The organism is Paenibacillus algicola, assembly GCF_005577435.1.
Classification (GTDB): domain Bacteria; phylum Bacillota; class Bacilli; order Paenibacillales; family Paenibacillaceae; genus Paenibacillus_AQ; species Paenibacillus_AQ algicola.
The window spans coordinates 1,011,763-1,036,334 of record NZ_CP040396.1; the positions used below are offsets into that span (position 1 = coordinate 1,011,763).

The window sequence follows — 24,572 nt, forward strand, 5'->3', positions numbered from 1 at the left end:
AAGAAAAGGTGGTATGCTCCATGCTGAAGAAAACCTGGTTATGCCTGATGCTGTTGACGATGCTGGTAGTGCCATTAGCGGGCGCGGCGTCTGCTTACACGAGTAACAATTGGATGGGGGAAGTGAACGGCTCGCTCTCGCTGTCCTCCCTCACGATCCCGGGAACGCATGATTCCGGTGCTTTGTACGAGCCGGTCTACGGCACAGCCAAGAATCAGGATCTGACCATTGCGCAGCAGCTGTCCATCGGGGTCAGGTATCTCGATATTCGTACAAGACATTTTAAAAATGCGTTTGAAATCCATCACGGTGCCGTGTATCAGCAGCAAAATTTCGACTCAGTCTTAAACACCGTCATTTCCTTTCTGAACAGCAACCCGACAGAAACGGTCATCATGAGTGTAAAGGAGGAGCACACGGCGGCAGAGAATACGCGTTCTTTTGAAGCCACGTTTAATGCCTATACGAGCAAAAACCCGGGAAAATGGCTGCTGACTGACCGCGTTCCCACCCTGGACCAAGCTCGGGGAAAAATCGTGCTGCTCCGAAGATTCTCGGCGACCCAGCTGCCCAAAGGTCTGGATGCAACAGCTTGGAAGGAGAACACCACCTTCACCATCCAGAACACAGCTGCCAATCTGAAAATCCAGGACTATTACAAGGTATCGGACAAGGCGAAGAAGTGGAATGACATTCAGAGCATGTACAATGAGGCCAAGAACAGCAACCCTTCATGGCTGTATATCAACTATACCAGCGGGTACAAGCCAGGCATTTTCGGTATTCCGGACATCCGGGATACGAAGGATTACGTCAATCCCAAGGTGCTGGACTTATTTACGGCAAATACGCGCGGGCGGTTTGGGATCTCGGCGATGGACTTCATCACCAGCGAGCATGCCTCCAAAATGATTGCCACCAATTTCTAGAAAAGAATATTCTCACAGGAACGTTCCGGTACGCCGTGAGGTGCCGGAGCGTTTGTGCTCCTGCCCGGGCCGAGCCGACCCGGCTTGGCTCGGCCCGGGTGGGGGAATGTTGACAAGGCAGAGAGAACATATGACAATAAGCTCACAGAAGATGATGTCTAGAGGTGTTAATACAAATCACATGAATGCCAATTCGAAGTCGATGCAGGTCAAGCAGCAGCTGATGGAGCTTATTGATCAGGGCGTTTACCGCGTAGGAGAGCAGCTCCCTTCTGAAATTCAGATGTCCAAGCAGTTTCAGGTGAGCCGCGAAACCTTCCGGGGCGCACTGAAAATGCTGGAGGAGGAAGGGCGAATCCTGGTCAAGCATGGTGTCGGTACCTTTGTTATTCGTCCCTTGCCGCCGATCAAGAGCACTTTGGAGCGGCTGTACAGCTCTGGAGAAATGATCCGATCCGCGAACTTAACCGAGAGTGAAAGTATGATTTCCTTGACGAAATCACCTTGTCCTGAAGAGGCCGCCGAGCGTCTCGGCATTGCAGCGGGCGACGCGGTATACATCCTGAAGCGGATTCGTAAAGCGAATGATGAGCCGGTGATGCTGTCCGTCAATTACTTGCCGGCGGCGCGTTTCGGGGAGGGATTTGAGCAGCATACCTTTTCCGGCTCCCTGCTGAAGTTCGTCGAGGATACCTTAGGAGTCACCATTAATCGCGCCGATACCGAAATTGCGGTGCCGCTGCACATTGACCGAAATTGTCAGCAGCTGCTGCAGCATCCGCACACGACGGTACTGCTGCTGAAGCAGCTGCACTATGATGAAGGAAACCAGCCTGTGTTTTATTCCCAGGATTATATGCGCAACGATGTATTTACGTTTCATCTAAGACGTACGCGGTAAATAAGATCACCCTTGGCCTGAAATACGGGCTGGGGGTGATTTTTTGTGTTGGGCTGGGGATGCGGGATCGCGGCGAACGAGTGCGAAAAACCGAACTCGATGCGCGCGCAGCCCGCTTTCGGGCCGAACGAGTGCGAAAAACCGAATTCGATGCGCGCGCAGTCCGCTTTCGGGTCGAACGAGTGCGAAAAACCGAACTCGATGCGCGCGCAGCCCGCCCCCGCGCCCAACGAGTGCGAAAAACCGAACTCGATGTGTGCGCAGTCCGGTTTAGCGCCCAACGAAGGCGAAAAACCGAACTCGATGTGCCCGCATCCCGCTTTCGGGCCGAACGAACGCGAAAAACCGAACTCGATGCGCGCGCAGCCCGCTTTCGGGTCGAACGAGTGCGAAAAACCGAACTCGATACTCGGGCAGTCCGGTTTAGCGCCCAACGAACATCAAAAACCGAACTCGATGATCCACAGCGGCGGGTTTGGAGTAAATGAACGCGAAAAACCGAACTCGATGTGCCCGCATCCCGCTTTCGGGCCGAACGAACGCGAAAAACCGAACTCGATGCGCGCGCAGCCTGCTTTCGGGTCGAACGAGTGCGAAAAACCGAACTCGATGCGCCCGCAGCCGGCCCTCGCGCCCAATGAACACCAAAAACCGAACTCGATGCGCGCGCAGCCCGCCCTCGCGCCCAACGAACGCGAAAAACCGAACTCGATGCGCCCGCGGCTCGCCCCCGCGCCCAACGAACGCGAAAAACCGAACTCGATGCGTGCGTAGCCCGCTTTCGGGGCGAACGAGTGCGAAAAACCGAACTCGATGCGCGCGCAGCCCGCTTTCGGGTCGAACGAGTGCGAAAAACCGAACTCGATGCGCCCGTAGCCCGCCCTCGCGCCCAACGAACGCGAAAAACCGAACTCGATACTCGCGCAACCCGGTTTAGCGCCCAACGAACATCAAAAACCGAACTCGATGATCCACGGCGGCAGGTTTGGAGTAACTGAACGCGAAAAACCGAACTCGATGCGCCCGCAGCCCGGTTTAGCGCCCAACGAACGCGAAAAACCGAACTCGATACTCGCGCAGCCCGGTTTAGCGCCCAACGAACATCAAAAACCGAACTCGATGATCCACAGCGGCGGGTTTGGAGTAAATGAACGCGAAAAACCGAACTCGATGCGCCCGCAGCCCGCCCCCGCGCCCAATGAACACCAAAAACCGAACTCGATACTCGCGCAGTCCGGTTTAGCGCCCAATGAACACCAAAAACCGAACTCGATGCGCTCGCAGCCCGGTTTAGCGCCCAATGAACATCAAAAACCGAACTCGATGATCCACGGCGGCGGGTTTGGAGTAACTGAACACCAAAAACCGAACTCGATACTCGCGCAGCCCGGTTTAGCGCCCAACGAACATCAAAAACCGAACTCGATGATCCACAGCGGCGGGTTAGGAGTAAATGAACGCGAAAAACCGAACTCGATGCGTGCGCAGCCCGCTTTCGGGCCGAACGAGTGCGAAAAACCGAACTCGATACTCGCGCAGCCCGGTTTAGCGCCCAACGAACGCGAAAAACCGAACTCGATGTGCGCGCAGTCCGCCCCCGCGCCCAACGAACACCAAAAACCGAACTCGATGTGCGCGCAGCCCGGTTTAGCGCCGAACGAACGCGAAAAACCGAACTCGATGCGCCCACAGCCCACCCCCGCGCCGAACGAACGCGAAAAACCGAACTCGATACTCGCGCAGCCCGGTTTAGCGCCCAACGAACATCAAAAACCGAACTCGATGATCCACAGCGGCGGGTTTGGAGTAAATGAACGCGAAAAACCGAACTCGATGCGCGCGCAGCCCGGTTTAGCGCCCAACGAACATCAAAAACCGAATACGATGATCCACGGCGGTAGGTTTGGAGTAAATGAACACCAAAAACCGAACACGATGATCCACAGCGGCGGGTTTAGAGTAAATGCGACCATTCTTGTAAATCTGACAAATAATTAACAAATTAAGGAACATATTTTACATAGAGTGAAATCTTTGTAAATTATACGAATCTATAATCGGGTAGATGTCATTAAAGCATAGGAAGGATGAAGGTAGAATCATGAAGCTTTTTCACAGAAAGTGGCTGGCTTTGTTGTTAAGTGGTGTCCTCATGCTCTCGAATCTATGGATTGTGGCACCGCAGCAAGTGGAGGCGGCACCGGGCAGCGCGCTGACGGTTGCGCAGGCGATCGCTGGGAACAGTGGCACTGCGACGGTGGAGGGGTACATTGTCGGACATGCTACGGGCTCCAAGACGTCTAACTTTACAGCTCCATTCGGCAATGATTACAATGTTCATCTGGCAGATGCGGCAGGAGAAAGGGATCCCGGCAAGCTGTTGAATGTACAGGTTTCGTCAGGGTACCGCAGCGAATTTGGTCTTCAGAGCAACCAGGGGCTGATCGGTAAGAAGATCAAGGTGACGGGACAGCTTGCGTTATACAACAATTTTCCAGGCTTGAAAAGCCCGACGGAGATGGTGTTCGCGGAAGCACCCGGCGATCCTGGCGATCCCGGCAATCCCGGCACAATGTCCATTGCAGCAGCACGGGCACTGCATGACGGCGAAGCCGCCATCATTACAGGGGTTGCTATAACAAAGTCGGGCGCTTTTGGCTCCAAAGGCTTCTATGTGCAGGATGATACCGCAGGCATCTACGTTCAGCAGCAGAGCGTAGAGGCGGAGGCCGGCAGCAAGGTGACAGTCAGCGGCATCAAGTCGGTGGACAGCGCCAGCGGCGAGGTGCAGCTTCAAGCGACAACGGTACAGATTACAGGGACAAGCCCGATACCGGCCCCGGTGGGAGTAACGCCGGCGACGGTCAGTGCAGATACCTACGGACAGCTGGTAAAGCTGACGGGAGTCACTGCCCAGCAGGTCAGTGATGAGGGCACATCCGGCTCGTTTTCTTTCTATGCAGCAGCAGATGGGGAGCAGGTTCGGGTGTTTGTAGACTTCCATACCGGCCTTGCCAAAAACACAGTGCAAAACGGACAGGAGGTCCATGTTACCGGAGTCGTGACTCCTTTTGAAGGCGGACTGCAGATCAAGCCATCGAAGGCTGGTGATATCCGTCCGGCTCTGACGAACGTTTCCGGCAAAAAAATCCTTTTTGACAATACCCATGGACAGACTGCCGGCGCGGCAGATTGGGTTATTGACGGAGCCTTTTCGGATTTTGCGGATGGGCTGAAGGATCTCGGCTTCACCGTTGACCAGCTGGAGCGCACGGCTCCATTTAACTTCAGTGAGCAGGCCATTACGCTGGAGAAGCTTCAGGAATATGATGTGTTTATTATCGGGGAAGCGAACATTCCCTTTAAAGCGTCGGAGCAAGATGCATTGCTGCAATATGCTCAAAACGGAGGCAGCATCTTCTTCATCGGCGATCATTATAATGCAGACCGAAATTATAACCGCTGGGATTCCACCGAGGTGTTTAACGGTTATCGGCGCGGGGCCTTCGGTAATCCGACCAAAGGCATGACAGCAGAGGAAGCAGCTTCTAGCGCCATGGCAGGCGTAACGAGCACAGACTGGCTGGGTACGAACTTCGGCATCCGGTTCCGGTTTAATGCCTTGGGAACGATCGAAAGTGGTCAGACGGTGGTGCCTCCGAGCGATGCTTTTGGCATCACAGAGGGAGTAAGCGTCGTTGAATCCCACGCCGGCGGTACGCTGGCCATTTTGAATCCGAAGATTGCCAAGGGTCTGATCTATATGCCTAAAAATGCACCGAAGTGGGGACCTGCGGTAGACCAGGGGGTCTACAACGGAGGCGGCATCGACGAAGGTCCGTATGCGGCCATTGCCAAGGTGGGGGCCGGCAAAGCCGCATTCATTGGCGACTCCTCTCCGGTAGAGGATATCACGCCAAAATACCGCCGGGAGGACAGCGGTGCTGTCAAGACCACCTATAACGGCTTCCTGGAAGAAGGCGATAACAGCGAATTTCTGCTTCAAACAGTAGAGTGGCTGGCTGTACAGGAGGACTACACGACCTTTGAAGGACGGGTGGAGCTGAGTCCGGTGACACCGCTGCTCAGCTTTGAGACTCCGGCTGCATCGACAGAGCCGCAGCAGGAGCCGTGGAGCAATCCGACGGGGGGCTACAAATGGTATAATCCCGCTACCTTTGCCCCGGGCTCGTATGGATCAGGTCAAGCGCCGCCCGAGAAGGTGGAGGTGCCCGGCATTACCTCGATCGCTGAGGCGAGAAAGTATCCGGTAAGCACGACGCTTACGGTCGAAGGGGTCATTACGACGACTCCGGGCTCTTGGGGTGCCAAAGGTTTTTATATCCAGGACGCTACCGGCGGCATTTACATGTATCAAAATGCGGGCAGCTACGCTCTGGGTCAGAAAGTGCAGGTGACCGGAGATGTCAATGTGTTTAGCAGCGAGCTCCAGCTATCCAATATATCCCAAATAACCGTAACCGGTAACGGCACCCTTCCCCAGCCGAAGGTGGTTTCAACTGTAGATGAGAGCCATCAGGGACAGGTAGTGAAGCTGAACGGCGTCAGTATCCAAAATATCGTAAAAGCAGACAATTACGGCACTCTTCAATTCAATGCTGTAAAAGGAAGCAGCAGCACGCTGGTGCGAATCGATAACCGCACTGGAGTCAACTACAATACCTTTACCGCCCAGTACAAAGAAGGGGATATGCTGGATCTGACGGGAATTGCAAGTGTTTTTAACGGGACCTATCAGCTCAAGCCGCGCTCGGCAGAGGATGTTGTGTATACAGATAACGCATCGGAGGAGCCGGTTGCGGTAGAGCTGATCGGCCTGAACGATCTTCACGGCAAAATCGATCAGCATTACGAGCTGGATATTAACGGAGATGGCATGATGGACGGAACCTACGGCGGGGCTGAGTATATGGCAGCGTATATCCGTCAGCGTCAGCAAGCACAACCTAACACCTTGTTTGTCGGAGTCGGTGATCTGATTGGCGGCAGTTCACCAGTATCGGCTCTGTTTCAGGACGAGCCGACCGTAGAAATTCTGGATGCTCTGGATATGGCCGTAAATACCGCCGGCAATCATGAATTCGATGAGGGGACTACGGAGCTCTTGCGGATGGTAAACGGCGGAGATTACCCGCATGATGACGTGAACCGGGCGTACGGCGGTATGGAGCATGCACTGCTGGCGGCGAATGTGGTCTGGAGATCCGGAGAGTCGGCAGGCGAAAGTATTCTCCCGGCTTATCACATTGAAGAGGTAGAGGGTCAGCGGATCGGATTTATCGGGGTTGTCACGGAAGGCGCAGCAGAGATGGTGATGCCCTCAGGCATCCAGGATATCGAGTTTACGAATCCGGTCAACGCCATCAATAAAGCGGCAGCCGAGCTGAAGGAGCAAGGCGTCCGTGCCATCATCGTGCTGGCTCACAGCGCTGCCTCACAGGATGCTGCAGGTCGCATTACCGGCGAGGCTGCAGATTATGTGAATGGGATTGATGCGGAGGTTGATGTTATTTTTGCCGCGCATAATCATGCGGTCGTGAATGGCCTTCTCGGCAGCACCTTAATCGTGCAGGCGTCGGAATATGGCAAGGCTCTGAGCCGGGTGAAGCTGAGCCTGGATCCGGTGACCGGAGATATTGCAGAGAAGAGTGCGGATATTCTGTGGGTGGATCATGCCGGTGTTGAGCCGGACCCGGAAGTAAGCGCCATTCTGGACAAATATGAGCAGCAGGTTGCTCCCCTCTTGAATGAGGTCGTTGGCACAGCGGCGATCGATATGGAGGGCGGCTATGCCGTTAAAGGCGAGGTTGGGGACAATGCGCTTGGCAATCTGATCGCAGACAGTATGGCTTGGGCGATGGATAGTGATTTTGCCATGATGAACGGCGGCGGCATCCGCGATCAGCTGAATGCAGGAGAGATTACGTTTGGCGAGTTGTTTAATATTTTGCCGTTTAATAACGTGCTCGTGAAGCTGGAGATTCAGGGAAGCGATCTGGTGAAGATGGTGAATGCCCAGATGACCAGCCTGTACGGGCCGGATTTCAGCATCAGCGGATTCAAATATACCTGGGATGGCAGCACGGCTAAAGTAGTGGACATCATGCTGCCGGACGGAAGTGCCATTGATGCAGATCGGGTGTACACCCTCACGGTGAACAACTACATGTCCACATCCACAGGCGCTAAATACAAGCTGTTCGGTGAGCTGGGCAACAATCCGGTCATGGGACCGGAGGATCTGGAGGCGCTTGTAAGCTTCATCGAGAGCTTTAAGGAGCCGATCCGTTATGAAGCGGAGGGACGAATCTCTGAAGTAGGCAGCGGAGGCAGTGAGTTCGGACCTGTCGTGACCATTGGAGAAGCCAAGCTGCTGGAGGACGGAGCTGAAGTGACGGTGGAAGGCGTCGTCAGCAGCAAGCCGGGAGCCTTCGGTTCGAACCACAGCTTTTACCTTCAGGATGACAGCGGCGGCATTCAGGTATATACCTTCGAGAATCCGGGTGTGAGCGTCGGAGACCGGCTGAAGCTGAAGTCGCAAAAAAGCACATACCGCGGGGCTTATCAGCTGAACGGCATTGCGGAATTGCAAGTGCTGGGACAGGTGCAGCTGCAGCCGCAGGCGGTAAGCACCCTGACCGGAGCGCAGGAGTATGAGCTGGTAACGCTTCAGGAGGTCAAGGTCGAGCAGCTATCCGCCAAGGACGGATACGGCAATTTCAGCTTTAAGGCGGTACGCGACGGGCGCAGCGAGAGCATTTATGTAGACAGCCGCACTGGCATCACTTATGAAGCCTTTAAGGCCGAGGTGACGGCAGGGGATGTGCTGCATATCACGGGGATCGTTGTCCCTTACAATGGCAGCTTTCAGCTGAAGCCCCGGAGCATGGAGGATTTTGCAGATGCTGACGCTACGGCTCCAGATGCATTCCTGGTGGGTTCACCGGTCTTTACCGACCTTTCAGGCAAGCCGGTAACGGCGCTGCAGCGGGATCAATTTATTCAAGTCGGGAGTGTGATGACGAACCAGAGTGGTGCAGAGCAGCAGGCCGCTTTGATTATTGCGCTTTACGACAGCAAGAACCGGCTGAAGAATGTGTCGTACGTGGAGAAAAAAGTGGCCGCCGGCCAAACGGAATCCTTGAAAGCCGGCTTTAGCCTGCCGAACAATGTTAAAGGCTACGTGATCAAGGTGATGGTATGGGACAGCTTCAATGGCATGAAGCCGTTGTCGGAGGCGGTTCAGTTCCCGAATGAAGAGCAGGATACGGTGAAGCAGTAACGGGATACGAGGCACAGAACAGGGAGGATTTTATGAACAGACCCATAACACGGCTTCAAGCCCGCATATGTATGGCGATGATGGTGGTGCCTGTAGCGCTGTCAGGCGGAGGGAGTGCAGCGGCTGAGGGTGCTGCAGCAGGTTCAACGTCTCAGGGAGTCATGATGAATACAGGATACAGCAGCGCCCGGTCTGGTGTTTTTGCGGCGGCAGATCTGTCCCCAAACGCCTTGTCCGCAGTCGCCCAGGTGGATGCTGCATCCGGCACAGTGAGAATTACGGGGACGGTCTCCAAAGGGGCAGGTCAGCCGGTTACGGTCATGGTCATCCGGCCGTCCGGCGGTATAGATTATGTGGATCAGACCTCTAGCAGCAGTGACGGACAATATGAGTTTCAATATGTGCTGGAGGAAATGAGTCCGAGGGGGACCTATCTAGTCAAGGTGGGAGGCAGCGGAGGAGACACATTGGTAACGACGGAGTTTACGTATTCAGCAATCTCCCAGCCCACTCCGCCGCCAGTGAGTGTACCGGAAGCGCCCGGCGCGCAGCCCACTCAGCCGTCACAGCCGCCTGCTGTTCAGCCGGGCTCAGTCCCGTTATATGTCGTAGATGCTTCCAGCCTCAGCGCAGTCAATACTGCGGGGCCGGGGCCAGTCACCATAAAGGTGCCAGCAGGGAATGAGGGAGTTAAGCTGCCGTACAATGCAGGGGAGCTCTTGGGCAGCCGCAGCCTGATTATCCACAGCGGCGCGGTCAGCGTCGAGATCCAGCCGAAGGTGCTCTCTGATCTGGTCAAGCTCAAGGCGGGTGAGAGTCTGGAGGGGGCAGCCATATCGTTTATCGTTCAGGAGTTGAATGTATCAGAGGCGGAGAAGCAGCTACCGCAGCGCACGGCCGGAACCCGGATGACAACAGCCGGACAGGTGCTGGATCTGGATCTGGCACTGCACACGCAGTCCGGCACCGCGGTCAGGCTGTCATCCTTCTCCGAACCTATTGAGGTGTCTTTCGGCTTCGATGAGAATCGTGAGAAGCGTCTGATGGGTGTCTACTACTGGAATGAACAGCAAGGAGCATGGGAGTATATGGGCGGAGCTCTGGACACAACAGAGACGCGCTTGATCGCGAAGCTTCCCCACTTCAGCACCTTTGCAGTTCTGGAATACCATAAAGCGTTTGCGGATGTACCAGCCGGGCACTGGGCTCAGGAGACGATTACTACGCTCGCGGCCCGGCACATCGTCTTCGGGGTATCGGACACCATGTTCGCTCCAAGCCGGCAGGTGTCCCGGGCTGAGTTTGCAGCGCTGCTCGTTCGCACGCTTTCCCTTCAGACTTCAGGTAAAGTCACCCATTCCTTTCAGGATGTGCCGACTTCATCATGGTTTGCTTCTGAAGTAGCAGCGGCCTATGATGCCGGACTCATCCAGGGCAAGTCGGCCAAGGCGTTTGAGCCGCATGCCGGGATGACCCGTGAGGAGATGGCGGTCATGCTGGTTCGGGCATACGAGCTTTCCCGCGGCGCGTCTGCAATGTCTTCCTCCACCATCAGGTACGAGGATCAGAACGAGATTGCATCGTGGGCCCAAGCACATATTAGCCGTGGAACCGCAGCCGGGCTGCTGAACGGAGCCGGTGGAAGCCGCTTTCTGCCGAAAGCCTCCGCCAGCCGCGCAGAGGCCGCGCAGGCTGTTGCGAACATGCTGACGGCTCTAGAAGGTTAAGAACGAAGCAATGAGGAGAGGATTTAGAAAGGAGCCGCGGGGTTGAAGCGGCTCCTTTATTTAGGTTAGTGTATAGTTGATTTAGAGATGAATTAAGGCAGGAGAGATGGATATGGCCAAAACAATTATAGAAAAGCTGAACCTGCATAAATACGAGCACGCCGCCGTGCTGTTTACCCCGGAGGGGGAGGACAGCCTGGCGTCCTTGACAGCCGCGGACCGGGCATTGAAGCCTCAGGTGTATGATATGATTTTTGCGTTCTGTCTGGATCTGAGAGCCTTGCAGGAGCTTGTCGCAACGGTTATTGACCGGGACTGTATCCGAAAGGGAGGGTATTTATACGCCGCTTATCCCAAGAAAGGCAATCGCGTATACGACTCTTATATTCACCGGGACACGCTGTTTGAGGGACTGGGAGCAGATCCGGAAGGGTATATCGGGTCAAGCACTATGAAATTTAGCCGGATGGTGGGCATGAATGACGTCTTTACCGTGGTCGGCTTCAAAAATGAAGGCCCGAAGAAGGCCCGATCCTCCTCAAAGCCCAGCCAGTCCGTCGCCGATTACATTGCGATGATACCTAATATAGAGCAGGATTTGAGCGGGGAGCCGGAGGCGCTGTCCTTCTATCGATCGCTGACTCCCGGCTACCAGCGAGACTGGGCGCGTTATGTCTACAGTGCCGTGCAGGAGGGAACAAGAGCCAAGCGGCGGGAAGAGATGAAGTCGCTATTAATCCAAGGCTTCAAGAGCATAGAGCTCTATCGGCAAAATAGCAGATGATCCTGCTGCTGCCAACAGGCAACAAGCATGTCTTATTCAGGGCATACGCAAAGCCCGGCAGCAGCACTTGGTTTTTGTAGACCTGCGCGTGGATTACCGGCAGCATTCGTTCGCAATACTGGTGCTGCCGGAGCGGGATTTACATAATTTTTTGATTCGTGTCGCTTCTTCAATGATGTCATCCACGCTGTGGAAGCTTTCGCTTTGATTGGTGACGACGGCAATGGATATGGACACCAGCGGGATCTGGCCGTAGACGCCAGAGCGCCCATCACCCATCACGTAATTGTTCTGGAGATCTTCTTGCTTGTACAGGCTGCTCTTGAGTGCTTCAAACTGTTCGATGACCTGACTGCAGGAGTTGGCGTAGCTATGATGGTTCAAAATGACGATGAAATCATCCCCGCCGATATGTCCCAGAAAAGAGCCGGGTCCTTGAAACGCTTCCCGCAGCAGATTGGCCGTCGCCTGGATCAGAACGTCGCCCATCTTGAAGCCGTAGCTATCATTGTACGATTTGAAGTAGTCGAGATCAACGTACAGCACACTGAACTGTTCCAGCAATACGGTCTTCTGAAGCTGCTCATCAATCATATGATTGCCCGGCAGTCCAGTCAGCGAATTGAGATAGGCTGCTTTCTCCGCCCGGATGTCGGCGACCTCCAGGAGCAGCCTGCGAATGCTTACAGCACCTAACAGCTGGTCTTCCCGAAGGACCAGTACGACATCATACAATTCCTCCTCTGCCCGGTTCATCGCCTGAAGGCTGACATCAATGATGGATTCGCTCGCATCCACGACAAGTGGACAGCGGTTCATAATCAGCTTGACCGGGCGCTGAATGTAGATGTTATAGCCATATTGGGTTCCCACATGCTGATAAAACCGGTTGCGTGTCAGCAGAGCAGGCTTGCCGGTCTCCCCGACAACAGCGATGCCTTCCAGCCTGTGGCTCTGCTTGAACCATTCGTCTGCAACCCGGCAATTGGTATCCGGGGAGACGACGGGAATGGTCTCGGCAATGTCGCCGATTTGTGCCAGCGTCAAGTCGACTCTCCTCCTCGTCAAGCCTTTCATTACGAACGGGCATCCGGGCCCGCCACCGCTCTGCTTACATCGATGTCTTCTCACAGACAGGCAGTGAAGCGGTCTGCAGCTCGGTAGCCGGTCGTCCAATGGCATAGCCCTGCCCGTATTCAATCCCTTCCTGTTGTAAAAAAACAAATTCCTCCCGCGCCTCAATGCCTTCTGCAATGATATGCGTCCCGGATTCCGCAGCAAACTCCTGCAGCAGCTTGACGATCCGCTGTTGATTTGGGCACTGGTGGACGTTTCGGATCAGCGATTTATCCAGCTTGATGAATTCAGGCTTCAGGCTCACAATCGCCTTCAGGCTGTTATAGCCAGAGCCTGCATCGTCAATAGCCACGCGAAAGCCTTGGGCGCGGTAATGGTACAGGATGCGTTCAAATTCCACGTAATCATGGACCGCCTGCTTCTCGGTCAGCTCGAAGACTACCTGCTTCGGCGACAGGCCGTATCTGGACAGCAGCTGCAATGTTTCACCACTGCGATAGTTGGTATCCAGCAGCACTTGAGGATGGATATTGATGAAGATCACAGTATCTCGAGGCTTGTCCGAACGCGTTAACGCAGCGCAGAAGCGATTAAAGGACAAATCCCGGCTGGCACGCTCAAAGGCAAATACCTGATCGGTATGTCCAATAAAATCATAAAAAGCTTCTGTATTCGGAAACAAAGAAGAGGCCGGCGGACGGTTCAGCACCTCATAGCCGAGAGGACTGCCCTCCTGCAGGCTGATGACCGGCTGGAAATACGTCGTCAGCGATTGGTCCCGGATCATCCCCCGCAGAGCATGATAACGTTTCAGAGAGACCATGTACTGCCGGATGACGTCAAACAGGTAAGTCATAGGTTTATTAACACCTGGAGAATTCTGTGAAGAAAAGAGATGTGTTTTCATAATCCATCCGTCCTTTTATGCCTGAAGAAGCGAGGCGAGGTTCATGTTGTTTTGCCGCTATAGCCTTATACTATCACTATGTATATCGCACCGTGTTAACAGAATGTTAAATTCGAAAGACGTAAGGAAGAAAAATAGAGCTGCATTCGCAGCAACGTCAACGCGTTCAGAATGCGAAATGGAGGATACTTTTGAAAGACGGGACTCTTGCTCTATAATAGAAAAGCTGGCTCCATAAAGCTGCACAGGAACAAGCATCCACAGAACAGGAGAACGTTCAACATGAATACCATTCAAAAAATGGCCGTGATCGGCCTCGGACACATGGGCAAGCATATGATTCACCGGCTATTGCCTCAATTTAAAGGCCAAATCGAGCTGAGCGCCATTTGCGACAGCCATGAGGAAAGACTGCGCAGAGAAGCCGCCGAGATCGCAGACAGCCCGCGCCTATACACAGATTACCGCCAGCTGCTGAATGAAACAGAGCTGGATATGGTATACATTGCGGTTCCGCCCTCCCTGCATGAGAACGTGGCGAAGATCGCGTTCGAGAAGGGGCTCCACGTATTCTGTGAGAAGCCGCTTGCGAACAGTCTGGAAGAAGCGAGAGTCATGACCGCCCTCGCGGAGCGAAGCGGAAAGATTCATGCCGTTCATTTCTCACTTCCGCTGGACCCGGCTGTGCTGAAGATGAAAGCGCTGCTGAAGGAGAGAGCCATCGGCGCGATTGCGGGCATGAATTTGTTCCTGGAATTCCCGCAGTGGCCCAGAGCCTGGCAGCATAATGCGTGGATTACATCCAGGCAGCAGGGCGGATATTTGCTGGAGGTGGGAATTCACTGGATTCAAATGATTCAGCAGGTGTTCGGACCCATCACTCATGTCCAGAGTCAAGTGACGTTTCCCGAAGATGCCTCCCAGTGCGAAAGCCTTGTGCGCGCTGTGCTGCGCCTGGAGGACGGCACGGACATTCAGTTGTCAGGAACCGACCGCCGGGAAGGTGATGAGCGAGTCTCGCTCGTCATCCATGGCGAAGAGGGGAGAATCGCCTTGGAGAACTGGCGGGACCTGCAGCTTGGCGGCCCGGCCGAAGCGGAGATGCAGCCGGTGCCATTGGATGATGTCTCTAGCCCGCTGCCAATGCTCAAGCAGTTTCTGCAGTGCATCCAGGGTGAACCCGGTGTCATCTTTAACTTCCACGACGGCTATAACGCTCAGGTGATCCTGGAGGCTCTGCGTCATCCCGGTGAGGGCTGGGTGGATGTACGGGATCAGCTGCTCGGTTATTCCTCTGCCGAGATGTAAACGGATCATCAGCAGGCATTCCGTCTTCTTGGCCTATGCGCACAATACTTTATTCAAAAAAGCTGACGTCACGGCTCGACGTCAGCTTCTTGGCGTTCTTCAGACCAAGACCATGCCCCGGTTACGATACCCCCTCGGCATCGGCAATGGAGACGGCAGGTATTCTGCGCTTGATCCGTACGGCGCCGTAGTACAGCGAGCCAAGCAGCAGCCAGCTGAAGCCAAGCAGGAGCGAATCAAGGTCCAGCAGGGTAATCAGATACAGAATAAATCCGGCGCCCAGAAGCGGACAGAAGAACCGAAGAAGCAGGTTTCTCGCGCCCCGCTGCTTCTCCCGGAGGATATAGTGGGAAATGACCGAAAGGTTGACGAATAAGAACGCAGTCAGAGCACCGAAGCTCACGAATTTGATCGCGGTGTCCAAACTCATAAACAACGCAGATAGCGAGATGATGCTGACCAGCACGATGTTGAATACGGGCGTGCGGAATTTAGGGTGAATGGAGCCGAACGTCTTGGCAGGCAGAATGGCGCTCCGGCCCATCACGAACAGCAGGCGGGAGACAGTGGTCATGGAGGACATGCCCTGAGACAACACTGCGAAGATGACGACAAATGTATAGATGGAGGCCAGGCCGCTTCCGCCGATCGCCTGCATGAGTTCGAAGCCCGCCGACTCCGCATTAGCGAAGGTGAAGGACGGGTACATTTGCTGAATCAAATACGCCGTTACAAAATAAATCGCGCCCGCGATCAGAACGATGGCCATAATGGCGCGGGGGATCGTTTTCTTGGGGTCCTTGGTTTCTTCCGCCATCGTGGTGACCGAGTCGAAACCGAGGAACGAGAAGCAGACGAGGGAAGCACCGGCAAGGATGGTGGAGAAGGATACGCCGTCCGTCGAAGGCAGCGGATTCCAGCCTGCACTCAGGCCATATTCCGTTGCATTGTATACAATCAGTCCGCAGAAGCCGGCAATGAACAGAATCTGCATCGTCACGAACACCTTGTTCAGGTTGGCGGAGGATTTAATTCCGATGATATTCACGACCATAATGACAAGCGTTAACGCCAGAATCCAGACAAAGGAGGGCACTGTGGTGAACTGGGCATTCAGGTTAATGCCGAACATAAGCACAGCCACGATACAGGAGAACAGATAATCCAGCAGAATGACCCAGCCGACCAGAAAGCCGGTAAAGGAATTCATGGATTTCGTGACATAGGTATAGGCGGAGCCCGATACCGGGAACGCCTTTGCCATCTGCGCATAGCTGGCCGCTGTAAAGATAATTGCGATAAAAGCCAGTACATAGGCAGCCAGCATCATCCCTCCGGAGCCTTCAGAGAGTACCCCGAAGCTGGTAAAAAAAATCATGGGAGACATCCAGGCCAGCCCCATCGTCACCACATGTGTCATGGAAAGATTGCGTTTTAAAGTGATCTCTTTTGGCATCTTTCATTCCTCCTTGTTATTGTCGTTCGTCGGCGGCAATGATTTTCTCGTGTTATATAATTTAACATTGTTGCAGGTAACGGTTCAAAAGACAACAACATTTTTTTCATAAAAATTAAAATACAGCCTTCGAATTTCAGAAAACTCATGCAAACCACCCCTTTTTTCGCCTGAAAAAACATTTTTATCACGATATTTACTCTTTTTGATTGTTGGTTGCCTGCAATTTATGTTAGGATATTTAACACAAGAACAACAAAAGTGAATATAAAAGGTTTTCTAGGGTTCCGGGCTGCCAGGTGCAGCCGTCTGGTCCGAGAGAGAACGCATCGGGTGCCAGTGCCGGTGTACACGGCGGGACAAAAGCCCGGGAGAATGCATCAAAAGTTATCTTTTGACGTTCTTCCGGGCTTTTATATTTGAATAAGGGAGGCCATTCTCATGACAGCAGTGTTCAAGATGATGATTCCAGCGGGCGGTAAATGGTCCGCACAGGTAGGTCGGGGCAAGCAGATCCGAATCACGGCACAAGGAGAGCGGGCTAATCTGGCCTGCATGCTGTACAACGCCAAATCTCCTGCCGAACGCTACAATATGCCGGATACGCTGAAGGCACAGCATACTGCGATGCTGACTGCCGGTCATGTGCTGATGAGTGATCAGGGAAAGGTGCTGGCATCGATGATCCAGGACGAGGTGGGCTGGCATGATTCTCTTTCGGGCTACACGACGAGACGGGGTACGGATGAGAAGTACGGGTGGACTCGTTACCAGACGGAAGGGAATAAGTGGTACCGCAGCGGAGAAGAGAATTTCAAGGTGGAGCTCTTCCGCCACGGCCTGACAGGCAGGGACATGGTAGCGCCGGTTAATTTTTTCACAAAAATCGTATGTCAAAAGGATGGGGCCATGCGCTATGTAGAGCAGGCGGTGGCTCAGCAGACCGTGATCCTTCGAACAGAGATGGAGGTGCTGGTAGTATTCTCGAATACGCCAAGCCCGCTGGATCCCTCCGAGCACTATCTTAACGCTCCCATTGAGATCGAGATTTTGGACGCAGAGCCTGTGAAGGAAGATGATATTTGCGTGAATCGATGCGGGGAGAACCGCCGGGCATTTGAAAATACATGGCATGACAATGCGCTGTTGAAGGGGGCTTATTGAGATGGAGAACCTAAGAGCGATGGAGGACAGACGGAGCGTGGCGGCTGCCGGGTATGATCAGACGATTTTGGCAGGGGACGGATGGATGCATGATCTGCTGCCGGGTCAGGTGCTTCGGATCGTCGATGTGGAAGGCAATCAGGCCGTAGATACGCTGTTCTATTCAACAGAAGATCCTGCGGATCACTATAGTGCAGTGGGGACGATCACAAGACAAGGCAGCCTGTATCTTACGACAGGCTCGGTGCTGGTTGCTGAATCCGGGCGGGAGCTGCTGAAGATTACGGCCGATACCTGCGGACGTCACGATACGATCGGGGGCGCTTGCTCGGCGCAGAGCAACACGGTCCGGTATGCCCATGACACACTGCCGATGCACAATTGCCGGGACACCTTTATGCTCATGCTGTCAGAGCGGAGTTCGTTTAGCAAGCGGGATTTGGCACCTAACGTGAATTTTTTTATGAATGTACCTGTGACGCCGGAGGGAGGCCTGACCTTTGAGGATGGCATTTCGGGACCGGGCCGGTATGTCGAGCTTACCGCTTTGGCTCCGGTAACCGTGCTGATCAGTAACTGCCCGCAGCTGAATAACCCGTGTAACGGCTACAACCCGACCCCTGCAAGAGTGCTGATCTGGGATGGAAATGGAGAAACAGGCGAAGGAGGCGAGGTCCATGTTTAAGAAGGTTCTGATTGCTAACCGGGGCGCAATTGCGGTTCGGATCGAGCGTACCCTGCGTCAAATGGGAATTCCATCGGTGGCCGTGTACACCAAGGCGGACCAGGACAGCCTGCACGTCTATCAGGGGGATGAGGCGGTGCAGATCGGGGAAGGCCCGGCCAAAGAAAGCTATGTCAATGCTGAGCTGATTCTGCGTACCGCACTGGAGGTAGGTGCTGATGCGATTCACCCGGGTTATGGATTTTTGAGTGAGAATGCTGAATTCGCCAGGTCCTGTGCCAGAAACGGCATTACATTTATCGGTCCGTCTCCGGAGCATCTTGAGATGTTCGGACTGAAGCATACGGCGCGCTCCATGGCGCAGGCGGCAGGTGTGCCTCTGCTCCCCGGCACTGCATTGATTACAGATGTGGAAGCAGCGGTTCATGCTGCGGAAGAGATTACTTATCCTGTGATCCTAAAAAGTACAGCCGGCGGCGGCGGCATCGGGATGCGAATTTGTGATCATGCCGAGGCTCTGCGCGAGGCGTTCGATGCGGTAACCCGGCTCGCGATGACGAACTTTAACGATGGCGGTGTGTTTTTGGAAAAATATGTGGAGCGCGCGCGGCACGTGGAGGTGCAGATCTTTGGTAACGAGTATGGGGAGGCGGTGGCTCTCGGTGAGCGTGACTGCTCTGTGCAGCGAAGAAATCAGAAGATTATTGAGGAAACCCCGGCCCCCTGCTTCCCGGATCGGCTGCGCCATCGCATGCATGAGGATGCGCGCCAGCTGGCGCTTACGGCAGGCTACCGCAGCGCGGGAACGGTGGAGTTCCTGTATGACCCTGAAGACGAAAAATATTATTTCCTCGAGGTAAACACCCGACTGCAGGTGGAGCATGGCGTGACCGAGGAGGTGCTCGGCATTGATCTGGTGGAATGGATGATCCGGGAAGCTGCCGGGGATCTGCAGCAATTAAGTGCGAAAGCAGGGACGCCGCAGGGTCACAGCCTTCAGGTCCGGCTCTATGCCGAGGACGCGGTGAACAGCTTCCGTCCCAGCGATGGCATGATTGATCAGATTGTATGGCCGCGCAATACGCGTGTGGAAACCTGGATTCAGAACGGCGTGCAGGTTACGACGCTGTATGATCCTATGCTTGCGAAGCTCATTGTGCATGCTCCTGCCCGGGATGAAGCTATTCAGGCGATGATGACCGCCCTTGGAGAGCTGAGGGTGTACGGGGTGACAACCAATAAGGCTTATATTGAAGGATTTTTGCAAACCCCGGCTTTTCAGGAGGGGAAAGTATATACACATATTCTGGATGGCTTCATGCCCACCGAGCTTGCGATTGAGGTGCTGGACGGCGGTGTTCAGACCACGGTGCAGGATGATCCCGGCCGGGTCGGATACTGGGATATCGGGGTTCCACCGTCTGGTCCAATGGACCGCCTGGCCTTCCGGACCGGGAACCGGCTGCTTGGTAATGACGATCAGGCTGCAGGCCTTGAAATGACGCTGCGCGGCGGGGCGTACCGATTCCGTGCAGATTTCAGAATCTGTCTCACCGGTGCTGACATGCAGGCGACCATAGACGGGGACAAGATCCCGATGTATACGCCGATACCTGTGAAGGCGGGGTCCACGCTCACTCTTGGCGAGGCGCAATACGGTATGCGAGCCTATCTGCTCGTGGGCGGGGGCCTGGATATGCCGTTGACCCTTGGCAGTGCGGCTACCTTTACACTTGGCGGCTTCGGGGGACATTCCGGCAGTGCATTGCGAGCGGGTGCGGTGCTTGGCGTCCATCCCGGCCCGCCTGAAGATAGCGCGCCGCTCCTTGCCGGGCTGCCACCAGCCTCGGTACCTCAGCTCGGTCGGGAGTGGAATATTGGCGTCATTCCGGGCCCGCATTGTACCGCGGAGTATGTGCTCCCGGAGTACTTGGAGCAGCTGACGACAACTTCGTGGGAGGTTCACTTCAACAGCTCACGCACCGGCGTGCGGCTTGTGGGTCCCGCACCGCTGTGGGCCCGGGAGGACGGCGGGGATGCCGGACTGCACCCCTCCAACATTCATGACAATGCCTATGCGATAGGTGCTCTGGATTTGACCGGCGACATGCCGATTCTGCTCGGTCCGGACGGACCGAGTCTCGGCGGCTTTGTCTGTCCGGTGACCACAGCCACAGCCGAGCTATGGAAGCTCGGACAGCTGCATCCTGGCGATCGTGTTTCCTTCACGCTCATCACCGTGGAAGAAGCAGAGCAGCTGCGCCGTGAGCAGGAAAGCTATCTCAGCACGCTTGCGAATCATCCGGCCTTGCCAGCGCTTCCGGCACAATCCAGCGGAAACTACATGCCGCTCCTTGCTTACGAAGAAGAGGGTCGCCGCTTTCCGATGGCCATCCGCTGCTCCGGAGATGAGAATTTGCTGATTGAGTATGGGGAGCGCGAGCTGGATCTGCTATACCGTTTTCAAGTGTATGTGCTGATGCAGGCTATTGAAGACAGCGGCCAGATTCCATATATCGAGATGACCCCGGGCATCCGTTCCTTGCAGATTCATCTGGATGCATCCAAGATGACGGTCAAGGAAGCGGCAGTCATGATTCTGGGACTGGATCAAGCTCTGCCTCCGCTGGATTCGATTGAAGTACCATCCCGGATCGTTAAGCTGCCCTTGTCGTGGGATGATCCAGCAACCCAGCTTGCGATTGAGCGTTATCAGCAGAACGTGCGCCCGGATGCGCCTTGGTGTCCGAGCAATCTGGAGTTTATCCGCCGGATGAACGGTCTCGGCTCGCATGATGAAGTTGCAGAGGTCGTGTTTAATGCCTCCTATCTTGTGATGGGGCTTGGAGATGTGTATCTGGGTGCGCCGGTAGCTGTCCCGCTGGATCCCCGGCATCGCCTCGTAACAACAAAGTATAACCCAGCGAGAACCTGGACGCCGGAAAATGCCGTTGGCATCGGCGGAGCCTATCTGTGCATCTACGGGATGGAAGGACCGGGAGGCTATCAGTTTGTTGGCCGGACGGTACAGATGTGGAACAAGCATCGCGAAACCGTTAATTTTGAAAAAGGGAAGCCTTGGCTGCTGCGGTTTTTTGACCAGATTCAGTTCTATCCGGTGACTCAGGAGGAGCTGCTGCAATACCGGGAGGATTTCCCGCGCGGGCGCTTTGAGGTTGAGGTGGAGGAGACGACGTTCCGTCTAGGCGATTATCTGAAATGGCTGACGGACATTCAGGAGGAATCCTCGGTCTTTCGGAATCGGCAGCAGGCGTCATTCCAGCAGGAGCGGGAGCGGTGGAGAGAGCTGGGAATTGCGGAATATGTGTCGGAGGCTGAATCGGCTGGATCCGAGGAGCAGGAGCAGCTGCCTGAAGGCAGTGTCGGCATTAACAGCTCCATGTCCGGCAGTGTTTGGAAGGTGCTCGTCAGCCCGGGGGATGAGGTTCGAAAGGGAGACACTCTTTTAATAGAAGAAAGTATGAAAATGGAGTTCCATCAGGTGGCCCCGTTTGACGGAATTGTGGCTGCCGTATACGCCAATGCCGGGGCCGAGGTTAAAGCTGGCGACTGCATTGTCGCATTATTTCCGGTCGAGAAGGAGGCGATGGTCTAATGTCTGTGCAAGCTGTGCCTCATGAATTGACGATTGACACTCTGCAGCAGGGATATCGAGCCCGTGCCTTTACACCGCAGGAGGTCATGGAAGCTGTAATCCTGCGGGCAGAGCGGGACCGCGAGATGAACATCTGGATCACGCCGCCTTCTCTGGAGAACCTTGCACCTTATCTGGAAAGGCTGCAGGAGCTGGAGCCGGCGGAGCATCCCTTGTGGGGGATTCCTTTTGCCGTGAAGGATAATATCGCGGTAGCCGGGTGGCCGGTTACCGCAGCCTGTCCGGCATATGCCTTTACGCCGCAAGAGCATGCCGGGGTAGTAGCGCGGCTGGTGTCTGCCGGAGCTATACCTGTAGGCAAAACCAACCTGGACCAGTTCGCGACTGGTCTCGTGGGCACGCGCAGCCCATACGGCGATACGCATAACGCCTTGCTGCCCGAGCTGATCAGCGGCGGATCAAGCTCCGGCTCGGCCGTTGCCGTTGCCCGGGGTCAAGCCGCTTTTGCTCTTGGAACGGATACCGCCGGATCGGGACGTGTACCGGCAGCGCTTAATCGGCTTGTGGGCTACAAGCCGGCTGTCGGGGCCTGGCCGCTGAGCGGTGTAGTGCCGGCATGCCGCAGCATCGACTGTGTGAATGTGTTCGCACACCATATACAGGATGCCGCGGTGGCAGACAGCATATTGCGCGGACGGGACCCGGACGATCCTTTCTCCGTGGACCGGCCGCTGGGACGCGCTGCTTCTCCCCAGGTATGGCTGCTGCCAAAGGGTCCGCTGTCATTCTATGGTCCCTTCGCCCACGAGTATGAACAGGCATGGGAACGCACCCGGGACCTTCTGCAGCTTCATTTCGCTGTGGAGGAAATGGATATCAGCTTGCTGCAGGAGGCAGCAGCGCTGTTGTATGAAGGGCCGCTTGTGGCAGAGCGCTGGTCTGATCTTGGTGATTTTGTTGAGGGACAGCGCGGGGAGGTGTTCCCGGTAACCGAGAAGATTCTGCGCACCGGGGCCAAAGCAGAGTTCAGTGCAGCAGCCCTTTTTCAAGCGCAGCATCGTTTAGCGGAAATCAAGCATATTATTGCGAAAGCGCTGAGTGGCGCCGTTCTGCTGCTGCCTACCTGCGGCGGTACGTGGAGCCGGGCACAAGTGCAGCAGGATCCGATAGGCACCAACAATCAGATGGGGCTGTACACGAATCACTGTAACCTGCTGGATTTAAGTGCCGTTGCCGTGCCGTCTGTCGATGCCGGTCCGCAGCTGCCGTTTGGAGTCACTTTATTTAGTGTACCGGAGGAGGAAGGACAATTGACAGCCGCGGCGGCTCAGTTCCGCAGCCTGGTCGAGGTCGTAACCGTGGCTGTCTGTGGACTGCATATGAGAGGCTTTGCGCTGGAGCCGCAAATGACCGGACTGGGTGCAGTGTTCCTGGAGGAAAGCAGAACTTCCCCGACGTATGAGCTGTATAGGCTGCCTACTGTTCCTCCGAAGCCGGGGCTGGTTCGGGTCGCAGAAGGGGGTGCCTCAATAGCGGTTGAGCTGTGGAGTATGCCGCAATCCTCTCTAGGAGCGTTCACCGCCGGCATCCCCGGTCCGCTGGGGATCGGAAAGATTGAGCTTGACGATGGCCGCGTTGTATCCGGATTTATTTGCGAAGCTTATGGGACGGAAGGAGCCGTGAACCTCACCGAATACGGTGGATGGCGAAAGGCGATGGACATGGCGAAAGCCTGATCAGATGTGAAGCGCCCGTGGTGCAGCCGTGCTGCATGACGGGCGCTTTTTATAGGGGGACGACTGTATGATGTGCCAACTTGTCTGCTCCACACTGTGCGGGGGACGCGCTCTGGCTTGGAGCGCGCGCTGCTTCATAACCTGCTATGAGCACACCCTTCACACACCGCACATTACCCCATCCCGTGCGGCGAACACGCTCTGGCTCATGCTCTAACGGTTGCCACAGCGCTTATTGATGGCTATTCGGGAGCTAACTAATTCTAACGGTTGTGAGCGTGCTTATATGGTGGAATAAGTCGCGGAAAGGCATCAAATTACCCAAATAACTCGTCTAGCAACCGTTAGATTTAAAGTAACCGTGGATTGGACCAATTAACGCTCGTGGCAACCGTTAGAAACCTTGTACCACCCGTACCGCGGTCCCGCCTCGCTTGAACCGCACCATGCCGCGACCCCGTGTCGCGAGCCTCCCTCGTTTGAAGCGCGCTGCCCCACACTGTGCCGCAAGCATGCCGTTCACGAACCGCACGCTGCTCCATCCCGTGCGGCGAACACGCCCTGACTCATGCTCGCTCTAACGGTTGCCACAGCGCTTATTGATGGCTATTCGGGAGCTAACTAATTCTAACGGTTGTGAGCGTGCTTATATGGTGGAATAAGTCGCGGAAAGGCATCAAATTACCCAAATAACTCGTCTAGCAACCGTTAGATTTACAGTAACCGTGGATTGAACCAATTAACGCTTGTGGCAACCGTTAGAAGCGCTAAACGCTCCGCCACGCTGTGCCGCGGGTCCGCCTCGCTTGAACCGCACGCTGCCCCACGCTGTGCGGCGGCCCCGCCTCGCCTGAATCGCACGCTCTCCACGCTCCGCCACACTGTGCGGCGGGTCCGCCTGGCCTGAACCGCACGCTGCCCCACGCTATACCTCAGCCCCGCCTCGCTTGAGCCGCACGCTGCCCCACGCTGTACCGCA

The 24,572-nt window shown here is 55.2% G+C and carries 16 protein-coding genes and 1 riboswitch; of the genes, 11 read left to right on the plus strand and 5 right to left on the minus strand.

The window, feature by feature from the left end; translation table 11 throughout:
- Positions 1 to 20 precede the first annotated feature (20 nt).
- Positions 21 to 929, plus strand: coding sequence for a phosphatidylinositol-specific phospholipase C (locus tag E6C60_RS04390; protein WP_138224714.1), 909 nt, complete (start codon positions 21 to 23; stop codon positions 927 to 929).
- Between the two features lie 181 nt (positions 930 to 1,110).
- On the plus strand, positions 1,111 to 1,830 hold the full coding sequence (locus E6C60_RS04395; protein ID WP_233281137.1) for a GntR family transcriptional regulator: 720 nt from the start codon (positions 1,111 to 1,113) through the stop codon (positions 1,828 to 1,830).
- Here E6C60_RS04395 and E6C60_RS04400 read toward each other — a convergent pair.
- Both E6C60_RS04400 and E6C60_RS04405 read right to left on the minus strand, forming a co-directional pair.
- Complete coding sequence (locus E6C60_RS04400) at positions 1,809 to 2,264, minus strand: hypothetical protein (RefSeq protein WP_138224715.1); 456 nt, start codon at positions 2,262 to 2,264, stop codon at positions 1,809 to 1,811. The two genes, E6C60_RS04395 and E6C60_RS04400, sit on opposite strands and share 22 nt — an antisense overlap.
- Before the next feature lie 6 nt (positions 2,265 to 2,270).
- Positions 2,271 to 2,774, minus strand: coding sequence for a hypothetical protein (locus tag E6C60_RS04405; RefSeq protein WP_138224716.1), 504 nt, complete (start codon positions 2,772 to 2,774; stop codon positions 2,271 to 2,273).
- Between the two features lie 22 nt (positions 2,775 to 2,796).
- Between E6C60_RS04405 and E6C60_RS04410 the strand changes: the two genes are divergently transcribed.
- The 4 genes from E6C60_RS04410 to E6C60_RS04425 all read left to right on the plus strand — a co-directional run bounded on the left by E6C60_RS04410 (position 2,797) and on the right by E6C60_RS04425 (position 11,644).
- Complete coding sequence (locus E6C60_RS04410) at positions 2,797 to 3,828, plus strand: hypothetical protein (RefSeq protein ID WP_138224717.1); 1,032 nt, start codon at positions 2,797 to 2,799, stop codon at positions 3,826 to 3,828.
- 103 nt (positions 3,829 to 3,931) lie between these two features.
- Positions 3,932 to 9,133: a 5'-nucleotidase C-terminal domain-containing protein gene (locus tag E6C60_RS04415; protein WP_138224718.1), complete on the plus strand. Its 5,202-nt coding sequence runs from the start codon at positions 3,932 to 3,934 to the stop codon at positions 9,131 to 9,133.
- Positions 9,134 to 9,165: 32 nt separating this feature from the next.
- Positions 9,166 to 10,860, plus strand: coding sequence for an S-layer homology domain-containing protein (locus E6C60_RS04420; RefSeq protein WP_138224719.1), 1,695 nt, complete (start codon positions 9,166 to 9,168; stop codon positions 10,858 to 10,860).
- Positions 10,861 to 10,972: 112 nt separating this feature from the next.
- Complete coding sequence (locus E6C60_RS04425; protein WP_138224720.1) at positions 10,973 to 11,644, plus strand: YdeI/OmpD-associated family protein; 672 nt, start codon at positions 10,973 to 10,975, stop codon at positions 11,642 to 11,644.
- 93 nt (positions 11,645 to 11,737) lie between these two features.
- Here the strand turns inward: E6C60_RS04425 and E6C60_RS04430 are convergent, their stop codons facing one another.
- Both E6C60_RS04430 and E6C60_RS04435 read right to left on the minus strand, forming a co-directional pair.
- Positions 11,738 to 12,691, minus strand: a complete 954-nt coding sequence (locus E6C60_RS04430; RefSeq protein ID WP_233281138.1) for a GGDEF domain-containing protein — start codon at positions 12,689 to 12,691, stop codon at positions 11,738 to 11,740.
- Positions 12,692 to 12,755: 64 nt separating this feature from the next.
- A complete protein-coding gene (locus E6C60_RS04435; protein ID WP_233281139.1) occupies positions 12,756 to 13,577 on the minus strand; it encodes an EAL domain-containing protein in 822 nt (273 codons plus the stop codon).
- 333 nt (positions 13,578 to 13,910) lie between these two features.
- On the opposite strand from E6C60_RS04435, the gene E6C60_RS04440 reads away from it, so the two are divergent.
- Complete coding sequence (locus E6C60_RS04440; protein WP_138224723.1) at positions 13,911 to 14,936, plus strand: Gfo/Idh/MocA family protein; 1,026 nt, start codon at positions 13,911 to 13,913, stop codon at positions 14,934 to 14,936.
- A gap of 121 nt (positions 14,937 to 15,057) precedes the next feature.
- Here the strand turns inward: E6C60_RS04440 and E6C60_RS04445 are convergent, their stop codons facing one another.
- Positions 15,058 to 16,392, minus strand: a complete 1,335-nt coding sequence (locus tag E6C60_RS04445; RefSeq protein WP_138224724.1) for an APC family permease — start codon at positions 16,390 to 16,392, stop codon at positions 15,058 to 15,060.
- Positions 16,393 to 16,660: 268 nt separating this feature from the next.
- Positions 16,661 to 16,768, plus strand: a riboswitch (guanidine-I (ykkC/yxkD leader).
- A gap of 65 nt (positions 16,769 to 16,833) precedes the next feature.
- On the opposite strand from E6C60_RS04445, the gene E6C60_RS04450 reads away from it, so the two are divergent.
- Genes E6C60_RS04450 through E6C60_RS04465 form a run of 4 tightly spaced genes read left to right on the plus strand, consistent with a single transcriptional unit; the run spans position 16,834 to position 23,593 of the window.
- Positions 16,834 to 17,556, plus strand: coding sequence for an urea amidolyase associated protein UAAP1 (locus tag E6C60_RS04450; protein WP_138224725.1), 723 nt, complete (start codon positions 16,834 to 16,836; stop codon positions 17,554 to 17,556).
- Between the two features lies 1 nt (position 17,557).
- On the plus strand, positions 17,558 to 18,241 hold the full coding sequence (locus tag E6C60_RS04455) for an urea amidolyase associated protein UAAP2 (protein ID WP_138224726.1): 684 nt from the start codon (positions 17,558 to 17,560) through the stop codon (positions 18,239 to 18,241).
- A complete protein-coding gene (gene uca, locus E6C60_RS04460) occupies positions 18,234 to 21,857 on the plus strand; it encodes an urea carboxylase (protein WP_138224727.1) in 3,624 nt (1,207 codons plus the stop codon). The genes E6C60_RS04455 and uca overlap by 8 nt, the downstream gene beginning before the upstream one ends.
- Positions 21,857 to 23,593 (plus strand): allophanate hydrolase, encoded by a 1,737-nt coding sequence (locus E6C60_RS04465; RefSeq protein WP_138224728.1) that lies wholly within the window; start codon positions 21,857 to 21,859, stop codon positions 23,591 to 23,593. Before uca ends, E6C60_RS04465 begins: the two co-directional genes overlap by 1 nt.
- The last annotated feature ends 979 nt before the right edge of the window (positions 23,594 to 24,572 follow it).